Annotated in this window: 15 protein-coding genes; 14 read left to right on the top strand and 1 reads right to left on the bottom strand. The window is 60.6% G+C overall.

The features are described from left to right. Positions 1-3287 (top strand): CAP domain-containing protein (locus AAAX36_RS02920; RefSeq protein ID WP_349073925.1); only part of this gene is annotated, 3287 nt, incomplete at its 5' end. 201 nt (positions 3288-3488) lie between these two features. On the opposite strand, the gene AAAX36_RS02915 is transcribed toward AAAX36_RS02920, so the two are convergent. Continuing rightward, complete coding sequence (locus AAAX36_RS02915) at positions 3489-5192, bottom strand: OPT/YSL family transporter (RefSeq protein ID WP_349073924.1); 1704 nt, start codon at positions 5190-5192, stop codon at positions 3489-3491. Between the two features lie 192 nt (positions 5193-5384). On the opposite strand from AAAX36_RS02915, the gene AAAX36_RS02910 reads away from it, so the two are divergent. From AAAX36_RS02910 to AAAX36_RS02850, 13 genes are all read left to right on the top strand, one after another. Continuing rightward, the gene (locus tag AAAX36_RS02910; protein WP_349073923.1) at positions 5385-6236 is read left to right on the top strand and encodes a type III pantothenate kinase; all 852 of its coding nucleotides are present in this window, start codon (positions 5385-5387) and stop codon (positions 6234-6236) included. A gap of 84 nt (positions 6237-6320) precedes the next feature. Next, a complete protein-coding gene (locus AAAX36_RS02905; RefSeq protein WP_117584124.1) occupies positions 6321-6845 on the top strand; it encodes a dCMP deaminase family protein in 525 nt (174 codons plus the stop codon). Between the two features lie 172 nt (positions 6846-7017). After that, on the top strand, positions 7018-7296 hold the full coding sequence (locus AAAX36_RS02900; protein ID WP_118377469.1) for a NifU family protein: 279 nt from the start codon (positions 7018-7020) through the stop codon (positions 7294-7296). A 109-nt stretch (positions 7297-7405) separates the two neighbouring features. After that, positions 7406-8227, top strand: a complete 822-nt coding sequence (gene lgt / locus AAAX36_RS02895) for a prolipoprotein diacylglyceryl transferase (RefSeq protein ID WP_349073922.1) — start codon at positions 7406-7408, stop codon at positions 8225-8227. A gap of 145 nt (positions 8228-8372) precedes the next feature. Further along, on the top strand, positions 8373-10556 hold the full coding sequence (locus tag AAAX36_RS02890; RefSeq protein WP_349073921.1) for a DUF6020 family protein: 2184 nt from the start codon (positions 8373-8375) through the stop codon (positions 10554-10556). 164 nt (positions 10557-10720) lie between these two features. Beyond that, complete coding sequence (locus AAAX36_RS02885) at positions 10721-11527, top strand: YebC/PmpR family DNA-binding transcriptional regulator (protein ID WP_006234926.1); 807 nt, start codon at positions 10721-10723, stop codon at positions 11525-11527. A 166-nt stretch (positions 11528-11693) separates the two neighbouring features. Continuing rightward, positions 11694-12239, top strand: coding sequence for a hypothetical protein (locus AAAX36_RS02880; RefSeq protein WP_271740111.1), 546 nt, complete (start codon positions 11694-11696; stop codon positions 12237-12239). After that, a complete protein-coding gene (locus AAAX36_RS02875) occupies positions 12232-12609 on the top strand; it encodes a DUF2273 domain-containing protein (protein WP_349073920.1) in 378 nt (125 codons plus the stop codon). Before AAAX36_RS02880 ends, AAAX36_RS02875 begins: the two co-directional genes overlap by 8 nt. A 44-nt stretch (positions 12610-12653) precedes the next feature. Beyond that, complete coding sequence (locus AAAX36_RS02870; protein WP_271758424.1) at positions 12654-13169, top strand: Asp23/Gls24 family envelope stress response protein; 516 nt, start codon at positions 12654-12656, stop codon at positions 13167-13169. A gap of 208 nt (positions 13170-13377) precedes the next feature. Further along, positions 13378-14400: a YitT family protein gene (locus tag AAAX36_RS02865; RefSeq protein WP_349073918.1), complete on the top strand. Its 1023-nt coding sequence runs from the start codon at positions 13378-13380 to the stop codon at positions 14398-14400. Positions 14401-14550: 150 nt separating this feature from the next. After that, positions 14551-15843, top strand: coding sequence for a zinc-ribbon domain-containing protein (locus AAAX36_RS02860; protein WP_349073917.1), 1293 nt, complete (start codon positions 14551-14553; stop codon positions 15841-15843). A gap of 195 nt (positions 15844-16038) precedes the next feature. Further along, the gene (locus AAAX36_RS02855) at positions 16039-16647 is read left to right on the top strand and encodes a DUF4234 domain-containing protein (protein ID WP_138339567.1); all 609 of its coding nucleotides are present in this window, start codon (positions 16039-16041) and stop codon (positions 16645-16647) included. Next, positions 16640-17137 (top strand): DUF2752 domain-containing protein, encoded by a 498-nt coding sequence (locus AAAX36_RS02850; RefSeq protein WP_349073916.1) that lies wholly within the window; start codon positions 16640-16642, stop codon positions 17135-17137. Before AAAX36_RS02855 ends, AAAX36_RS02850 begins: the two co-directional genes overlap by 8 nt. The last annotated feature ends 47 nt before the right edge of the window (positions 17138-17184 follow it).

Genomic DNA, 17184 nt, shown 5'->3' with positions numbered 1-17184 from the left:
CTATTTCTGTAATGGGTAGTTCTGTAGAGAATACCGTTGCCGCCGGTAACCAAGCGGTCGTAAAGACGGCTGCCCAGCTGGCCGAGGAGTCGGCAAAGCAGCTCAAGGACGCTCAGGCCGCCTACGATGCCGCCCAGAAGAAGGCCGACGCGGCGGGCCAGTCTCAAAAGCAGGCGCAGCAGCAAAAGAATCAGGCCTCGCAGGCTGTGAGCGACAACGAAATCGAGCAGAACGCAGCAGAAGTCGCCGCGCTCCAGGAGAAGATTGACGAGCTCAAAGCCGCCGTCGAAAAGACCGAGCAGCAGCAGAAGAAGCTGGGCGACCTGAACGATCAGCTCGATCAAGCCAACAAGAGTGTCGAGGATAAGACCCAGGCGCTCAAGGACGCCAAGGCAAAGCAGGATGAGGCCAAGAAGGCCCTCGATGATGCCCAAGCCAAGCTCGAGGCCATGGGTATGGACGAGTACGAGGCCGCCAAGAAGGCCGTCGAGGACGCGCAGACAAAGCTCGATGACGCCAATAAGGCCGTTACTACTGCACAGGCCAATCTGGACCAGGCCAAGGCTGCCGAGGCCAGCGCCCAGCAGGAAAAGCAGAATACCGAGGCAGCTTTGACGACTGCCCAGGCCAAGAAGCAGGAGACTGCCGCTGCCCTCGCAGCTGCGACCACCGCGCGCGATAACGCCCAGCAGAAGTTCAACCAGGCGCAGGCCGCGCTCGATGCTGCCGTCTCGGGTACGGGTGTTGACCTGAGTGCGCTTGAGGCCGCCAAGAAAGCTGCTGCTGGTGAGCTCAAGACCGCGCAGACGGAGCTCAATGCCGCGACGGATGCCGACGCCACCGCACAGACAAATCTGCAGGCCGCCCAGGCTGCCGTCGCTGCCGCGCAGGAGAAGGCCAACGCCGCCAACGCTGCTGTGGCATCTGCCCAGTCTGCATACGATGCGGCAAACAAGGAGTACAAGGACGCGGCCAGTAAGCGTGACGCCGCCAAGGCCGCATACGAGAAGGCACAGCAGACCGAAGCAGACAAGAAGACCGCGTACGATAAGCTTGTCGAAGTTCGCAAGCAGAAGCGCAGCGAGTGGGAGGCAGCCTGCGCCGCTTCGAACGCCGCGGAAAAGGCTTATGACGCTGCTAATGCCCAGGTTGAGGCTCTTGAGCAGCAGATTGCAGACCTAAAGTCCAACATGACCGTTGACCAGGAAGTCATCAGTCAGGGTATGTTCGGCTTCATGAACTACATCATCGGCGGCAGCCAGTTCACAGCCACGCAGAAAAAGAACGCCCAGGAAGCCGTATCGATGCTGACCGGTGCCGCTGACAAGGCCGAATGGTATGACCAGTACGTCGATCATGACATGTCTCGTGACACCAACCCGCTCTCCCTGAAGCAGATGCGCAACGCCTTGACATATCTCGACACCCAGAACAACCTCCGCAAGGCGAACGGTCAGTCGGCGCTCAGCGTCAGCCTCCGCATGACTGTGGCAGCCGCCCTTAATGCATCATATTCATCGAACATCTGGGGACACTCGGGCTGCTACTGGGATAACGGTGAAAATCTTGCCGGTGGAGGCGGTGCATATACCGGCGGCGAGACTGAGGACACCCTAGGCTGGCCCTACACCGGTCTCTACACTCAGGAAAAAGAGGCATTCGATAAGTACGTCGAGAAGAATAGTGACCTTGGAAACCATCGATATGATTCCTACTATATCTACCAGCACTACAGCAGCATCTACCATGAGTGCGGGCACTATCTCAACATCATCGATGCCGGCACGAAGGCTATTGGCATCGCGACCGGTAGCGGTAAGAACACCGATTCCGAGGTAACAATCTTCGATTACAGCTCTTTTGACAGTGAGGCTGATTTCACTGTCTCCGAGTTCAAGAAGCTCCTGAACGACTACATCGATTCCGCCTACAACGCAGGCGGCACGCAGGAGCAGAAGGCGCAACTCAAGGAGCTTCAGGGCAAGCTCGCCGAGGCGCAGAAGAACTTTGGAACTACTAGGGAAGCTTACTTCGCAGCTGTAAACGGGCAGGATGCCGCCCAGGACGCTTTCACCGCAGCCGATGTGAACATGAACACCGCCAAGGGTGAGTACGAGAAGGCTAAGTCCGGCACCGCCGCCGCGAAGACGGCATACGACGCCGCCGAAGCCAAACTCAAGGGTGTCGACGTCAAGACGCCCCAGACCAAGCTCGACGCCGCCAAGGCCGAGGCCGCTACTGCCCAGGCGGCTCTCGATAAGGCAAACGCCACGCTTGCTGACAGCAAGACGAAGGCAGCCGAGGCCGCTGCTCACAAGGCGAAGGCTCGCAGCGCCCACGATGCCGCCAAGGCAAAGTCCGAACAGGCCAATGAGGCGTATGACAACGCCACGGCTTCGGTCAAGGACCTTGCTGCCAAGCGCGATGCCGCCCAGGCGGACCTTGCGAATAAGCAGGGCTCGCTTGACGAGGCAAAGAAGGCCGACGATGCCGCCCAGGCTGGTGTAGACAAGGCCCAGGCCGCAGATGTCCAGGCCGCGACTGCTCTTTTGGACGCCAAGCAGGCGGTTGCCGCCAAGGCGCAGGCCCTGTCCGACGCACAGGAGAAGGCCAAGGCCGCCGAGGGCGAGCTGACCCGCGCAAACAAGGCCTTCGAGCGCTTCGCCGGCGCCCAGAAGGCGGTCGACGACGCCAAGGCCGCCTATGACGCCGCCGTCGCCGGCGTCGCCGATGCCCAGAAGCAGCTCGAGGCCGCCAACGAGGCCGTCGTCGATGCGAACTTCGAGATCGTCAAGGCCAAGGCAGAGCTTGCCAACGACGAGGCGCTCAAGGCCGATCTTGAGGCTGTCGACCACAAGGCATCCCTTGCCGCGGGCACGACGGGCAACGAGAAGCTGGTCAAGCTTAACGCTGCCTACGCTCGCTATAAGGCCGCCGTCGATGCCGCCGCTGGCCTCAAGGCTGCTCTGAGCGATGCCGACGCCAAGCTGTCCGATGCCAACGACGCCTATGCCGCCGCGCTTGCCGAGTTTGGCGATGCCAAGGATGCCCTGGCTGCCGCGCAGGCCGAGTACGACAAGTATCATCCCAAGGCTGAGCCGCAGGCCAAGGCTCAGGTTGCGCAGACTGCTGCAAAGGCTCCTGTCGCCAAGAAGAAGGCAACGTCGGCCGCGCTCGCCCAGACTGGCGACAATTCCGCTCTTGCGGGCGAGGTGTTCGTCATCGGCGGTATTACGCTCGTGGCCGCTGGTGTGACGCTGAGCGATCGTCGTCGCAAGCAGATGTAGCGTTTCGAGCGTAGATTCTGCAACGAACTTCGGTTCATAGCAGGAGCGCTTCGATGGCTTAACCGATAAGGCCGGCGCGCTGTCATACGCAGCGCGCTGGCCTTTCTTTGTTTCGATATCAAAAAGCCCGGTCGGTAGCCGCGAAAGCTACCGACCGGGCAAATCGTAGGCAATATGGTTGCTGTCGAGCAGCTGCTCGACTTAGCCCAGCAGGCTCAGGCCAACAGAGACAAACGCCAGGATAACGCCGACGATGGACTCGCCACCGAGCAGGCCGCTGGCGACAACCAGGCCCTGCTCCTGGAAGGCGGCATCCTTGGCGGTCTTCTCCTCGTCCGAAAGACCGGCGGCGGCGTCGCGGTGAGCGGCCCACTTGTCGTAGGCGAGCTTAACGCAGGAGCCCAGGAAAGCCGTGAGCGACATATAGAACGGCAGGTACACGCCCAGGCCGATCATCATGGCCGGAATGCCGAGCCAGTACATGACGATGCCGGCGATAAAGCCGCCTGCGAACCACGGCACGCTCGGGATGCCCGAGACCATGGTGGCGACCACGCTTGCCTGCGCGGCAACGAAGCTCTTGTCGGGGCCAAAGGCGTCCGGACCATAGGCAGTGACGAGCGCGACCATGACGGCGGCAGCGACCAGGGCGCCCACGATGCCGCCGATGGCCTGGCCGATCCACTGCGCACGCGGGTTGGTGCCCAGCACGGCGCCGGCCTTAAAGTCGTTCATGACGTCGCCCGCAAGGCCGCACGCCACGGCCACGATGCCGGCGATGAAGAACAGCTTGACCTGCGCGAGCTGCGCGAAGGCAGCCACGATGAGCATGACGATGAGGCCAAAGATCTCCATGGGGTCGATACCCGTCTGGCCGCAGCTCTGCGCGCTCATGATGGTGGTGACAAAGGTGAACAGCGTGACGATGACGGCTGGAACGGGGCCAAGATCGAGTACGATGGCAACGATCACGGCGATGGCGGCAGCGCCCAGGCCGATGATACCGGCGTCGAGCTTAAGGGAGCCCGAGATGAGCGACTGCTCGTCGGTGTCGGTGGAGCTGTCGGCGGCGAGGCCGCGGACGATACCGGCGACCTGCGGCAGGATGTCCTTGAGGACGACGGCGACGCCAAAGCCCATCATGAGGCCCATACCCAGGGACTTAACAATGCCCTGTGCGGTCATAACGTCAAACAGACCGGCAGCGGTGCCGCCGACAATGATGCCAAAGTTGCCCAGCAGCGCGCCGGCAAACCAGAACGCGACGGGGGCGAAGCCCACCAAAAAGCCGATGGACAGCAACATGGGCGAGTTATAGATGGCAAAGGTCACGCCGGGGATATTGAGCGTACACAGCATGCTGGGCACCACGCCCAGAGCGTCGCGCAGCACGCTGTAGATGCCGGCGATGGCCATGGAGCCAAAGAGCTGCTTGCCGGTCTTGCCGCCGGCCTCGGTTGCGCGCAGGGTCTGAGCTGCGGCGTTGCCGGTGGGGAACTCAAGCGCGGCGTCCACGATAAAGTGACGGTGGATGAGTGCCGTGGCCAGCAGGCCTAGGATAGTGCCGGCGAGTGCCACGATAAACATGTCGAGCCAACTGATCTGGTCGGCATAGCCCAGCATCCAGGCGCCCGGGATGGTAAACGCCAGACCGCCAGCGACCATGGCGCCTGCGGACATGATGGTGTGGGTGACGTTGGCCTCGTTGAGGCTGGCGTTGCCCATGAGTTTCAGGAAGAACAGCGAAATGACGGCAGCGAAAATGATCGGCCAGGGGAGGGCGCCCATCTTGAGGGCGGTGTAGGCCGAGCTTGCCGTGATGATCACGCAGCCAAGGACGCCGATGACGACGCCACGCAGCGTGAGTTGCCCGCGCATCGAAGCGCGGTTCGAGGGATTGCTCATATAAAACTCCTTTGCGTATATCCGCTTCCCCCAGGAGCGCCGTTACGGATACGGCGCGGGAAGTCGGGTTACCAAGGGCCGCCGCGTGAGCTCGCGCGCGACCGCGCACCAGTATAGCCGCAAGCAAGTCATTTTGGGATGACTGGTTTAGGTAGGCGATATACTGCTGGGCAGACGAAAGGAGCGCCGGCGATGCTTAATGGGTGCGCATATATATTGACGGTCGACGTGGGCAACACGTTCATTCGCTTTGGCCTGTTTGCAGAGGATTCGGCCGCGGCGCAGGAATGTCCGCTTGCGACGTGCGAGATCACCACGCCGTCGAGCATCACAGCGGACGAGGCGCGCATGCGTCTCGTGCAGGTCATGGCCGCACTGGCGGCCGATGCGGGCATGCCGGGTGCGCTTGTGCCCGCGGCTGCCGTGCTGAGCTGCGTGGTCCCGGCGCTCGAGCGCCCGTGGAAGGTAGCGCTTTCCCGTACCTGTACGGGGCGCGTGCTCACCGTAGGGCCGGGACTTAAGACCGGCATGCCCGTGCACTACGATGACCCGGCCGAGATCGGCCCCGACCGCATCGCCGATGCCGTGGCGGCCCGCGCCGTCTACGGCTCGCCGTGCATCGTGATCGACCTGGGCACGACGACCAATATCGAGGTCATCGACGCGCGCGGCACCTTTGTCGGCGGCGTTATCGCGCCGGGGCTGGCCCTCGGCGCCCGCTCGCTCTCGGCGGCAGCAGCGCGCCTACCCCAGGTTGAGCCCTCGGCGCCGACGCACGTCATCGGCCGCAACACGCGCGAGGCCATGCGCTCGGGTGTGGTTTTGGGCGAGGTGGCGCGCATCGACGGCATGCTCGACATGGTGCTTGCCGAGATGCGTGCGACCAAGGCCGCGGGGGAAGGCAGCGTGCCCATCGTCATTACTGGCGACGATGCCAAGGCGCTTGCGGCCCTGGTCGGTCATAGCCTGACGGTCGATGACGCGTTGACGCTGCGGGGTCTCGCCGAGCTCTACCACATCAACCAAAAGCCCCGCCGCGTGTAAAAGTGAGGGCGCCGGTGGGACAAACGCCCCCACCTTTCACCTGCTACAATAGGTCAAACTATTGCGATTTCGGAGGTGTCTGCCATGTCGGACGATCTTCATCAAACCGCGTCGGGCAAGCGCCGCGACGTTATTAGCTGGGATGAGTTCTTTATGAGTGTGGCTATCGCCGCGCAGCGCCGCAGCAAGGACCCCAACACGCAGGTGGGCGCGTGCATTGCCAGCACCAACCACCGCATCCTTTCGGTGGGCTACAACGGTACGCCCTCGGCGCTCAACGACGACTTTTTCCCGTGGGGCACAAGCGACGACCCGTTGCAGGATAAGCACAACTACGTGGTGCATGCCGAGGCAAACGCCGTGCTCAACTACCGCGGCTCGCTCAAAGATCTTGAGGGTTCCACAGTCTACGTCACGCTGTTCCCGTGCCACGACTGTGCCAAGATCCTGGCGCAGGTAGGTGTAGGCGAGGTTGTCTACCTGGACAATAAGTATGCCGATACCGACGACGGCCGTATCAGCCGCCGCATTCTCGACTCCTGCGGCATCAGCTACCGCCAGGTTATCGTCGATGTCCAGATTGGTACCGGGGGTCAGGCTCGGCAGTAGCGCATGGCAACGCCAGCTGGCAACAAAAGGCAGCTAAAAGAGCCCCGTCCCAAATTGACTGCTCGTGAAAGTCGCGTCTGAGCGCATGGACGGCTCGTGAGCGGGTACATGGCTGTAGTAACATAGCTTCTGTCCGCGGGCGCGCCCGCGTTATTGTGAGAAAGGAGCCCCTGTGGCTGTTAACGAAGAGCTGCTTAAGAAGGTTCTTGAAGAGATTCGCCCCAACCTGCAGGCCGACGGCGGCGATATGGAGTATGTGGGCGTTGACGACGAGGGCGTCGTCAAGCTGGAACTGCAGGGCTCCTGCGCCGGCTGCCCCATGAGCTCGCTGACCCTGTCCATGGGCATCGAGCGCATCCTGAAGGAGCATGTGCCCGGCGTTACCCGCGTCGAGCAGGTCAATGCTTCCGGTGAGGCCGACGACCTGTACGACGAGTACGCGCCGTTCTAAGATGCGAAGGCTGCGGACGACATACTCCGCATAGACGTTACGTCCAAATATGCGGCTGCGAGCGCAAGGCCCGCGGCCGCATTTGTATGTAGGGAGTAGGAGGGTCGACATGCTCAACGACTTCTACCATATGCTTGATCCCGTCGCGATCTCGGCGGGCCCCATCACCATCTACTGGTATGGTCTGGCCTATGTGGTTGGCGCTCTGCTTACGGCGGTCGTTATGTACCGCACGCAGCGTCGCTGGGGCTTTAACATCACGATTGACGACCTGACGAGTGTCGTGGTCGGCGTGGTCTTTGGCCTCATTATCGGTGCGCGCCTGTTCTACGTCGTCTTTTACGGCGATGGCTACTATTGGACCCACCCGCTCGAGATCTTTGCCACCAACGAGGGCGGCATGAGCTTCCATGGCGGCTTGGTGGGCGGCATTATCGGCGGCATCATCGTGTGCCGCATGTATAAGCTCGACGCATGGACTTTGGCAGACCTCGCGGTCATCGGTGCTCCGCTGGCCCTGTGCCTGGGGCGCTGCGCCAACTTTGTCAACGGCGAGCTGTGGGGCAAGCCGACCGATCTGCCCTGGGGCGTGATCTTTGGCGGCACCGCGGGCGATATGCCGCGCCATCCCTCCCAGCTCTACGAGGCATTTCTCGAGGGCATTGTGCTCTTTTGCATCCTGCAGGTGCTCAGCCGCAAAAAGCCGCTATTGCCCCAGGGTACGTTTATGGGCGTCTTTGTGATGGGCTACGGCATCGTTCGCTTTTTGATTGAGTTTGTGCGCGTGCCCGATGCGCAGCTGGGCTATCTGCTGGGCGGCGTCATCACCATGGGTCAGCTGCTGAGCCTGCCGCTCGTAATCGCGGGCCTGGCGCTCATCATTTTCGCCCGTCGCCGCAACCAGCCCCAGCGCGTCTACCTCGACGCCTAGCCATCACGAACCACCACAAAGGGGACAGGCACCTTTGTGGTGGTTCGCTGGGCAACGATGAGAGAACCGTAACGTTTCCCCAGATAAAACCTACCAAAATAAACCTGTCCCTTTTTGGCAGGTTTCTAGAAAGGCTCTTTGGACTGTGAAGGATTCCGATCTCTCCACAACGGCTGCGCGCGACGCTGCCCGCATCGTCTGGTTTAAGCGCTACCCCGCCAAGCAGACGCTCATCGCATTTTTGCTCGCGCTGTTGGCGACCACGGCGTTTTCCATCGATCCCTCCCCGGTGTCGAGCAACGCAGTCTTGGCGATTGACCCCAAAGCCTCGGGCATGCTGTACGTGTGCTACGAGGTGCTCCTCTCGTTTGCCGGCCATACCGACGCGGTCATGCTGCTTGCACTTGCCTGCCTGCTCACCTTGCCGTTTCGCTACGTGTTCTTTGGCCGTGGCGACACCTGGCGTCCATCGATCATTCTGCCGTCGCTGTTCTTCGCCATCTGCATGGTGTTCGGCCGCAGCTACGATCTCACCGACTCGGCCGAGATTGTCCTTGGCGACAAAGCCCGCATCATCTGCGCCTGGATTGGCGGCGCGGGCTGGATGCTCTTGGCGGTCGTTGCCTTCTACCTTGTCTTTGAGTGTCTAGATTGGCTGAGCTCCCGACGCATCCCGTTTTCCGAAGCGCACTTTGGCCGCGTATGGCGTGTGACTCACGCCGTGCTCTCGGTCCATCCCTTTGCCGGGCCCTTCCTGGTGCTTATGATCGCCTGGACGCCCACGCTCATCGCTTCGCTGCCCGGTCTTTTTATGGGAGATACGGGCGCGCAGATTCGCCAGTGGTTCAACTATCCCAACGGCACGAGCGACTACCTGCGCCTACTCAACCCCAACGTGCTGCTCAACGGGCATCATCCCGTAGTGCACACGGCCATTATCGGCTCGTGCGTTCAGCTGGGGCTTTCGCTGTTCAACAGCGCTAACGCGGGCCTCATCATCTATACCTGCGCTCAATTTGTCATCACGGCCGCCTGCATGGCCTATTCCATTTCGTCGCTGCGCAAACTGGGCGTGAGCCTGCCGGTTCGCGGTGCGATCCTGCTGTTCTTTGCGTTTATGCCCATGTTCTCCAACTACGCGGCGTTGCTCACCAAAGACGTGCTCTTTGCCGACGCGTTCTTGGTGCTGCTGGTACAGACCGTCAAGCTCGTGGCATGTGGCTTGCCCCGTCGTGATGCCAATGTCGAGCGAGCGGGCGAGAAAGCCCCCGTGCTCTTTGCGCGCCACGACTGGCTGCTGCTCGCTCTGGGTGCCATGGGTTCCACGTTTCTGCGCAACGGCGGCCTGGTGTTTCCCCTGGCGGCATGCGTAATCGCGGCGGCGTTTTGCGTATGGGACGTGCATGTAGCTCGTCGTGCAGCCAAACAGACTGGTACTGCGCCTTCGGGCGCCATCCCGCGTTTCCGCTGGGTTGGCGTTCTCGCGGTGCTCGCGCTCTGCCTTGCCTCTAATATGTACTTCACCAAGGTCTTTATGCCGGCGCACGATATCACGCCTGGTTCCAAGCGCGAAATCCTCTCGATTCCGTTCCAGCAGACGGCTCGTTTCGTCCAAAAGCACGACGGCCTCAACTCGGGCGTCAACCCTACGGTTAAGGAGGACGGCACCATCGTGGAGGCTCCTTGCGACGGTTCGGTGACCGACGAAGAGCGTGCCGTGATCGATCGCGTACTCAAGTACGAGAACCTGGGCCGCCGCTACAACCCCGACAAGTCCGATGCCGTCAAGAACTGCTTTAACGAGTACGCCTCGCAGGAGGACATCGATGTCTATTTTGAGGTATGGGCTCAGATGTTTAAGAAGGATCCCGAGTGCTATATTTCGGCGCTTATCAATAACTACTATGGTTATTTTTATCCGAGCGCGCGCGATGCCTGGGTCTACAGCACGGCGCGTAGTGCCGAGATCATGGCAAAGCCCGATAACCTCAAGTACTTCGACTTCCATCCGGTTGACAGCAACGTGGTGCGCTGGTGCGACCACCTGATCAATTTGTACCGTGTGGCGGTGCAGCGCATCCCGTTTATTTCGCTCACCATGAGCTCGGCCACCTATGTGTGGATCATGATCGCCGTGGTGGTCTACCTGCTGCGTCGTCATTCATGGCGTGCGCTGGCGATCTGGGTGCCGCTGTTGGGCGTACTCGCCGTGTGCCTGATTGGCCCGTGCAACGGCTCGACCTACATGCGCTACCTGTATCCGGTCATCGCCTGCATGCCCTTCGCCATCGGCGCCACCGTCACCCGCAGCGACTTCCTCTGGTTCTAACTTGGTGCATTGAGGTCAGGTTTCTTTGCACCAAAGGGGCCATCATCACGACGCCTTCATTTTGGGGTTTATCTCGCAGGCCAGTAGGTATATCATAACGACGTTTGTTTATATTGCCCGAGCATCTGCGCTGGGCTTTAGGTCGAAACCGATAGGAGACACGTATGTCCGGACACTCTAAGTGGGCCACAACCAAGCATCGTAAGGGCGCGCAGGACGCCAAGCGTTCCGCCCTCTTCTCCAAGCTCAGCCGCAACATCACCGTTGCTGCCCGTCTCGGCGGTGACCCGCTGCCCGAGAACAACGCCAGCCTCGCCGCTGCCGTTGCCAAGGCCAAGGCTCAGTCCATGCCTAAGGACAAGATCAAGTCCGCTATCGACAAGGCTTTTGGCTCGGGTGCTGACGCCGCCGTCTACGAGAACATCGTGTACGAGGGCTACGGTCCCGCCGGTGTCGCCGTCTACGTCGACTGCCTGACCGACAACCGCAACCGTACCGCCGCTGATGTCCGTTCCGCCTTCTCCCACGCTGGTGGCAACCTGGGCACCTCCGGCTCCGTCGCCTTCCAGTTTGAGCGCAAGGGCCAGATCGTCGTTGCCAAGGAGATCCTGGACGAGAACGCCAAGAAGGAGACCATGATCGCCAACGGTGCTGCCGGTGACGAGGATGAGTTCATGATGGCCATCGCCGAGGCCGGCGGCGAGGACTACGAGGACGCCGGCGAGGAGTGGATCGTCTGGACTACTGCCAACGAGGTCATGGCTGTCTCCAAGGCGCTCGAGGAGCAGGGCGTCCAGGTCAAGGGCTCCGAGACCACCATGGTCCCGACCACCCCGACCGAGGTCTCCGGCGCCGACGCCAAGAAGGTTCAGCGCCTCATCGACCGTCTTGAGGAGCTCGACGACGTCCAGGATGTTTACAGCACCATGGACATGACCGACGAGGTCATCGCTGCCCTCGAGGAAGAGTAGCGCCCGCACGGGTTAAGCCGTGCATATCTGGGCATAATGAAGCGAGCATGCAAGCCTCGTGGAATAGATGAGCCGGATCCGCGTGCGTAGAGCACCGGACCCGGCTCTTTTATAATGATGCGAACCGTTTTGCATTTCGAGAGCCGAGATTTGAAGGGAGCGCCACGTGCGCGTACTCAAACGAGCCCTAGCGATCGTGTATCTTGCCGCCGCCATCGTGGCGCTGGGTACGCTTGTCTGCCAGTTTTGGGGGCCGTATACGTATCGCTTTATGCTGCTGATGCGCGACCCCATGCCGCGCATTGTCGTGACGGCATGCGGCGGAGTTGTGGCGATCGGCGTGCTGGTAAGCTTCTTCCGCCTGATGTTTGCTCGTCGCGAGCCGTCCTGCGTGCATCCGGCGGGGGAGCGCAATATCGAGGTCACGCTCGCGGCGCTTTCTTCGTGTGCCAGGGCTGCTGCCGAGCGCGACGACCGCGTGATGGTCGAGCATGTCGAGGCCCGCGTCCAAGGCCCCGACGATTCGCACGTCCGATTTAAGGTCGAGGCTATCGCGCTTGACGATAAGGACGTGGCATCTCTGGCTACCGCGATGCAGCAGCGCATCGAAGAAGCTTGCGACACCATGCTCGGCACGCCGGGTACGACCACGCGCGTCCGTTTTTTGCCGTCCAAGACTACCGTCCAGACCGTGGAGGTTTCCGGTGAGTGATACCAATCAAGATAAGACCGCTCGTACGCCGCGCCTGACGATTGACCAGAGCGCCACGCCGGCGAGCGAACCTGTCGATTCCAAAGCAGAGGCAACTGAGTTACAAGACGCGGCGGCCGCGGATTTTGACGAGGCTATGGGTCTCATCAAGGGTACGGGCGCTGCCATCTGGAGCTATGCTGTGCGTCATCCCAACACCACGCTCGGTGCCGTCGCTGGCTTTATCCTCGCCGTGTTGGTGCTCACGCTCGGCCTGTGGGACACGCTCGTCATTGCATTCTTCGTGCTGATCGGCGCCGTGATCGGCCAAATTCGCGACGGCGAGAACGGGATCGTCAACTTCTTCGGCCGTCTGTTTGGCGGCCGCTAATATGTATTCGACTGTCGCATCCGCGGCAGGCATAAGGAGGAACCATGGCTTTTAATACGAAGGTCGATGTGGCCGATACCGAGCTCGAGGAGAACGAGGCGGTCGTCGCCGAAGCCGAGGATGTGACGCTCGAGGATGAGGCGCTCGTCGAGGCCGAGTCCGATGTGGATGAGGATGACGAGGAAGCGGACGAGTCCGAGGACTCGCTGACCTATTCCAACGGCGTGATCGAGAAGATCGTTGCCATGGCCACCCGCGAGGTTCCGCACGTTCTGGGCATGAAGGGTAACCTCATGCACTTTGTGCAGGAGCAGTTTGGTGCCGAGAATCTGACCAAGGGCGTGACGGTTGAGGTCACCGATGACAATCGCGTGGTCGTCAACATCTCCGTCATCATCGAGTACGGCGCCTATGCGCCCGCGATCTTCGACGATGTCAAGGCGCGTGTCACCGAGCGCCTTGCCGCGATGACCGGCCTTGAGGTGGCGGGCGTCAACCTGCGCATCGAGGACGTCATCACCCCCGAGGAGTACGAGCACCGCACCAGCCAGCACGAATAACCTTCCAAAAAGGGACAGGTTTGTTTTGGCAGGTTTTATCTGCGAAAACGTTAAACGGCCGACCGCGCAAGCAAAAGCGTGGCCGGCCGTTATTTGTATGCCCCCCGATGTAGGCATACCGCTCGTCTAACTAGGGGTTGCAATCGTCGCGTTCCGCGTTACCCTAATGGGCGCATTGTTTCCAAATTGTTAACGAGGGGTTGCCGTAATGGCTGACGAGCACGAAACAGAAAGCAAGGCATGGGCGATTGAGGCCGCCGCGGCAGAGGCGGCATCGCGTGCTGCCGAAGAGGTGCATCGTCCTCCCGTAGTGCCGATGGAGCGCGTGGTTGATCGCACCGATATCGAGCGCGGCGAGCGTGCCGGCCAAAAGCGCAGCCAGGAGCCGGGTTTCCCGCGCTTTTTTGCCGAGCTCAATCTGGGCCTGATTCTTACGGCCTTTGCCATCGTTGCGTTTAAAACCCCTAATCACTTTGCTTTTGGCGGCACCTCGGGCGTGTCGGTCATTCTGTCCACGCTGTTCCCGACCCTGCCCGTCGGCGTCTTTATGTGGATTATCAACGCGGTTCTCGTCGTTTTGGGCTTTATCTTTTTGGAGCGCAAGGCGATTCTTTGGAGCGTCTTCGCCTCGTTTGCGCTTTCGGCCTACGTCTCGCTGTTTGAGCTCTTCATTCCGACCGATGTCTCTCTGACGGGTGATATGTGGCTCGACCTGTGCTTTGCCGTCATCTTGCCGGCGCTCGGCAGCGCTATTGTCTTTGACATCGGCGCCTCGACGGGTGGCACGGACATTCTTGCCATGATTCTCAAGCGCCGCACCACGCTCGAGATTGGTCGCGCCCTGCTGCTGGTCGATATCGGCATCGTGACCATCGCGGCCTTTTTGTATGGCCCGCGTGTCGGTCTGTATTGCGTGCTCGGCCTGTTTGCCAAGACGCTTGTGGTCGACAAAGCCATTGAGAGCATTCACCTGCGCAAAGTCTGCACGGTCATTTGTTCCGAGCCCCTTAAGGTCGAGGAGTTTATCGTCAAGCATCTCAACCGCACGGCGACCATTAGCCGCGGCTACGGTGCCTTCTCGGGCAAGTGCGTGACGGTGATCATGAGCGTACTGAGCCGTCGCGAGGCCGTGCAACTACGCCGCTATGCGCGCGAAGTCGATCCGGGCGCCTTTATCACGATTGTCGACAGCTCCGAGATCGTCGGCAAGGGTTTCCGCGGCACGAACTAGCGCGGACGTATTCAACGAACCGCCTGCTGGCGCCGTGTACCTTGCAAATCGGTCGTCTTTGAGTATTTGACCCCACATTGGGCAATAATGATGCCAAAGACATCGTTTGCGATCCAGGTGATTCGCTTAAGATACGAAGGGATGATTTCGATGTTCTGCTCGCAGTGTGGCGCCCCCATGGGCGATAACGACAAGTTCTGCGGCGTGTGTGGCGCTCCTAATGCCGGTGCCGCTGGCCCCGCTCCCCAGGGACAGCCTCAGCCCCAGCAGTTTGTTCCGCAACCGCCCGTGGCGAATGCGCCAAAGGGCTGTGTGGCTCAGGCGTTCCAAGATATGACTAAGACTCCGGGCGTGCTTCAGCGTGTATGCCAAATCGCGTTTTTGCCGGCGCTGATTTGCGTTGTGTCGGTGCTCGTGCTGTTTATTCCCGTTATTGGCGGCATTGCGGCTGCCATCGGCTTTTTGGCAGCTTGCATTGCGAGTGTGTGCGGTTCCGGCTTTGGTATCGAGTGGGGCCGTGATCTGTCGCTCAAGGTCGATGACGGCATGGACCGTCCGCTGATGCGTTCCACGTCGTTTGGTCTCGGAGTCTTTTCGAGCGTTATTTCGGTCGTGCTCGAGGTTATCGCTGCCATTCCCGTTATCGGTGTAGTGCTTTCGCTGGCGGAGGGCGCGGTAATTGGCGCCGCAGGCTCGTATTCGTATTACGGCTCTTATGCGCTCGAAGCTGCGCTGTTTGGCTCGCTTGGCCTGCTTGTCCTGGCGCTAATTGCCTCGGCGATTCTGGGTGTCTTCTTTAAGATGTTCGCCGACATTGCCGTGATGCACTTTGCGGTGACCGGGCGCGTCGAGAGCGCGTTTTCGCTCGATAAGGTCTGGGCGGCCTTTAAGCACAACAAGACCAAGCTGTTCTGTGCTTCGTTCCTTCCCGAGTTTTTGACGGGCCTGGTTTCCAACGCCATTACGTGGATCTTGACAGCTGTCTTTGGTGCCATCGCCGGAATTGGCGCGTACGGCTATTACTATCGCCCCACGGGTATCGAGGCGATTGTTACCGCCGGTGGTGTCACGCTCGTATTGTTCCTGGTGCTGATTGCATTCGTCACGGTGTTCCTTACGGTCTTTGGCAAGATGCTCAAGCACCGTGCCGTTGGCTATTGGGCTGCACGTTATGCAAGCGAATGGGCCGATGAGGACAAGGACGACGTTTTGACTTTTGTGCTCCCGGGTGAGAAGAAGCCTGCTCCTGCGGGATTCAATCCCACGGCAGCCACTGGTGCTGCGCCTGCCCCGGCGCCCGCGCCTGCCCCTGCCCCGGCACCTGCTCCTGTCCCCGCACCGGCGTCCGAGGCGACGCCTGCGGAGCCCGATTGGGATGCCGTTGCCACGCCGGCGGATGAGCCGGGCGATAATCCTGCTGCCGAAAACAATCAAACCGAATAGCCGGTCGAGGCGCCCTGGGCAACTGAGCCCGGGGTGCCTTTTTCTACTGCGAAAGCAAGAAAATGCCTGGGAAAACGGTTGCAGCAAAATTTCTCGGAAATTGGTCAATGTTGCGCAACAACGTCGCGGCTATTGTTGAGAACGTAGACGTGTAAGGTTTGAAGGCGTGCGACGCCTTAGGAAAAGGAGAGGCTCATGTTCTGTCCCACTTGTGGTTCTCCCATTTCGGATGATGCCAAATTCTGCCCTGTTTGCGGATCCGCCGTTGGTGCCGCTTCTGCCGCTGCGGCCCCGCAGCCCCAGCCCGCTCCGGCCCAGGCTATTCAGCCCGCGCCCCAGCCTCAGCAGCAGTACACCGGTCAATACGCCCAACAGTCCGCATCCGCTCCGATGGGCTATGACCCCATTAAGGCTGACCGCAGCCTGATCGGCTGGCTGCTGCTCTCTCTTGTGACCTGCGGTATCTATTCGTTCTACTTCCTGTATTGCTTGGCACGCGACGTCAACACGTTGTGTCAGGATGACGGCGATTACACGCCGGGTCTGGCGGAATTCATCCTTCTATCGTTTGTGACCTGCGGCTTCTACGCGTACTACTGGTATTACAAGATTGGCAACCGCCTGCAGGCCAACGCTCCTCGCTACGGCCTGGTGTTCCAGGAAAACGGCACCACCGTTCTTCTGTGGCAGATCTTCGGCGCGCTCCTGTGCGGCCTTGGTCCCATCTTCGCTATGAACATCGTCATCAATAATACCAATGCCATGGCAACGGCTTACAACACTCGCCTTGGCGCTCGTGCCTAACAATAAGGGCGGCGTGAACAGCTTCCAGGGACATAGGGGCACGGCAGAGCTCCTTCGCCGCGCCCTTTTTTGCACCGGCGCGCTCTTTGTCGCCTGGCTCGCGCTCTACCTGCTCGACATTGGCTGCATTTTTCGATTGATGACGGGCATTCCTTGTCCGGGATGCGGCATGACGAGGGCGTGGCTGGCGGCGCTGTGCCTCGATTATGCGGCTGCCTTTGCCTACCATCCGCTGTTTTGGGTGGTGCCGATTGCGTTTGTGCTCGCGTTCGTGCGCGAGGAGGTGGCATCGAGCAAGCTAAAGCGTGGTATCGACATTGCGGTCACCGTGTTGTGCGTGCTGGTCGTCGTCGTATGGATCGTGCGCCTCATCAATCCGGCAGATGCCGGTCTGCTCTTTGGCGGCTATGCGCCCGCCGGAGTTCCCGACGATATCATCCACCTCGAACCCCCACGCTGGCTCACCATCCTTCGCTCTTACCTGGCGTGACGGAGGACGCGCTAGAAAAACGGTCGACACATAAGCGGGGGCGAACG

The organism is Collinsella sp. CLA-ER-H10 (assembly GCF_040092475.1).
GTDB lineage: Bacteria > Actinomycetota > Coriobacteriia > Coriobacteriales > Coriobacteriaceae > Collinsella.
The sequence above is the reverse complement of the archived record's forward strand: the minus strand, read 5'-3'. Positions and strand labels throughout refer to the sequence as shown.

Coding starts and splice junctions, on each gene's coding strand:
- AAAX36_RS02915 (WP_349073924.1), bottom strand. CDS start 5,192: ATGAGCAATCCCTCGAACCGCGCTTCGATGCGCGGGCAACTCACGCTG.
- AAAX36_RS02910 (WP_349073923.1), top strand. CDS start 5,385: ATGCTTAATGGGTGCGCATATATATTGACGGTCGACGTGGGCAACACG.
- AAAX36_RS02905 (WP_117584124.1), top strand. CDS start 6,321: ATGTCGGACGATCTTCATCAAACCGCGTCGGGCAAGCGCCGCGACGTT.
- lgt (WP_349073922.1), top strand. CDS start 7,406: ATGCTCAACGACTTCTACCATATGCTTGATCCCGTCGCGATCTCGGCG.
- AAAX36_RS02885 (WP_006234926.1), top strand. CDS start 10,721: ATGTCCGGACACTCTAAGTGGGCCACAACCAAGCATCGTAAGGGCGCG.
- AAAX36_RS02870 (WP_271758424.1), top strand. CDS start 12,654: ATGGCTTTTAATACGAAGGTCGATGTGGCCGATACCGAGCTCGAGGAG.
- AAAX36_RS02865 (WP_349073918.1), top strand. CDS start 13,378: ATGGCTGACGAGCACGAAACAGAAAGCAAGGCATGGGCGATTGAGGCC.
- AAAX36_RS02860 (WP_349073917.1), top strand. CDS start 14,551: ATGTTCTGCTCGCAGTGTGGCGCCCCCATGGGCGATAACGACAAGTTC.
- AAAX36_RS02855 (WP_138339567.1), top strand. CDS start 16,039: ATGTTCTGTCCCACTTGTGGTTCTCCCATTTCGGATGATGCCAAATTC.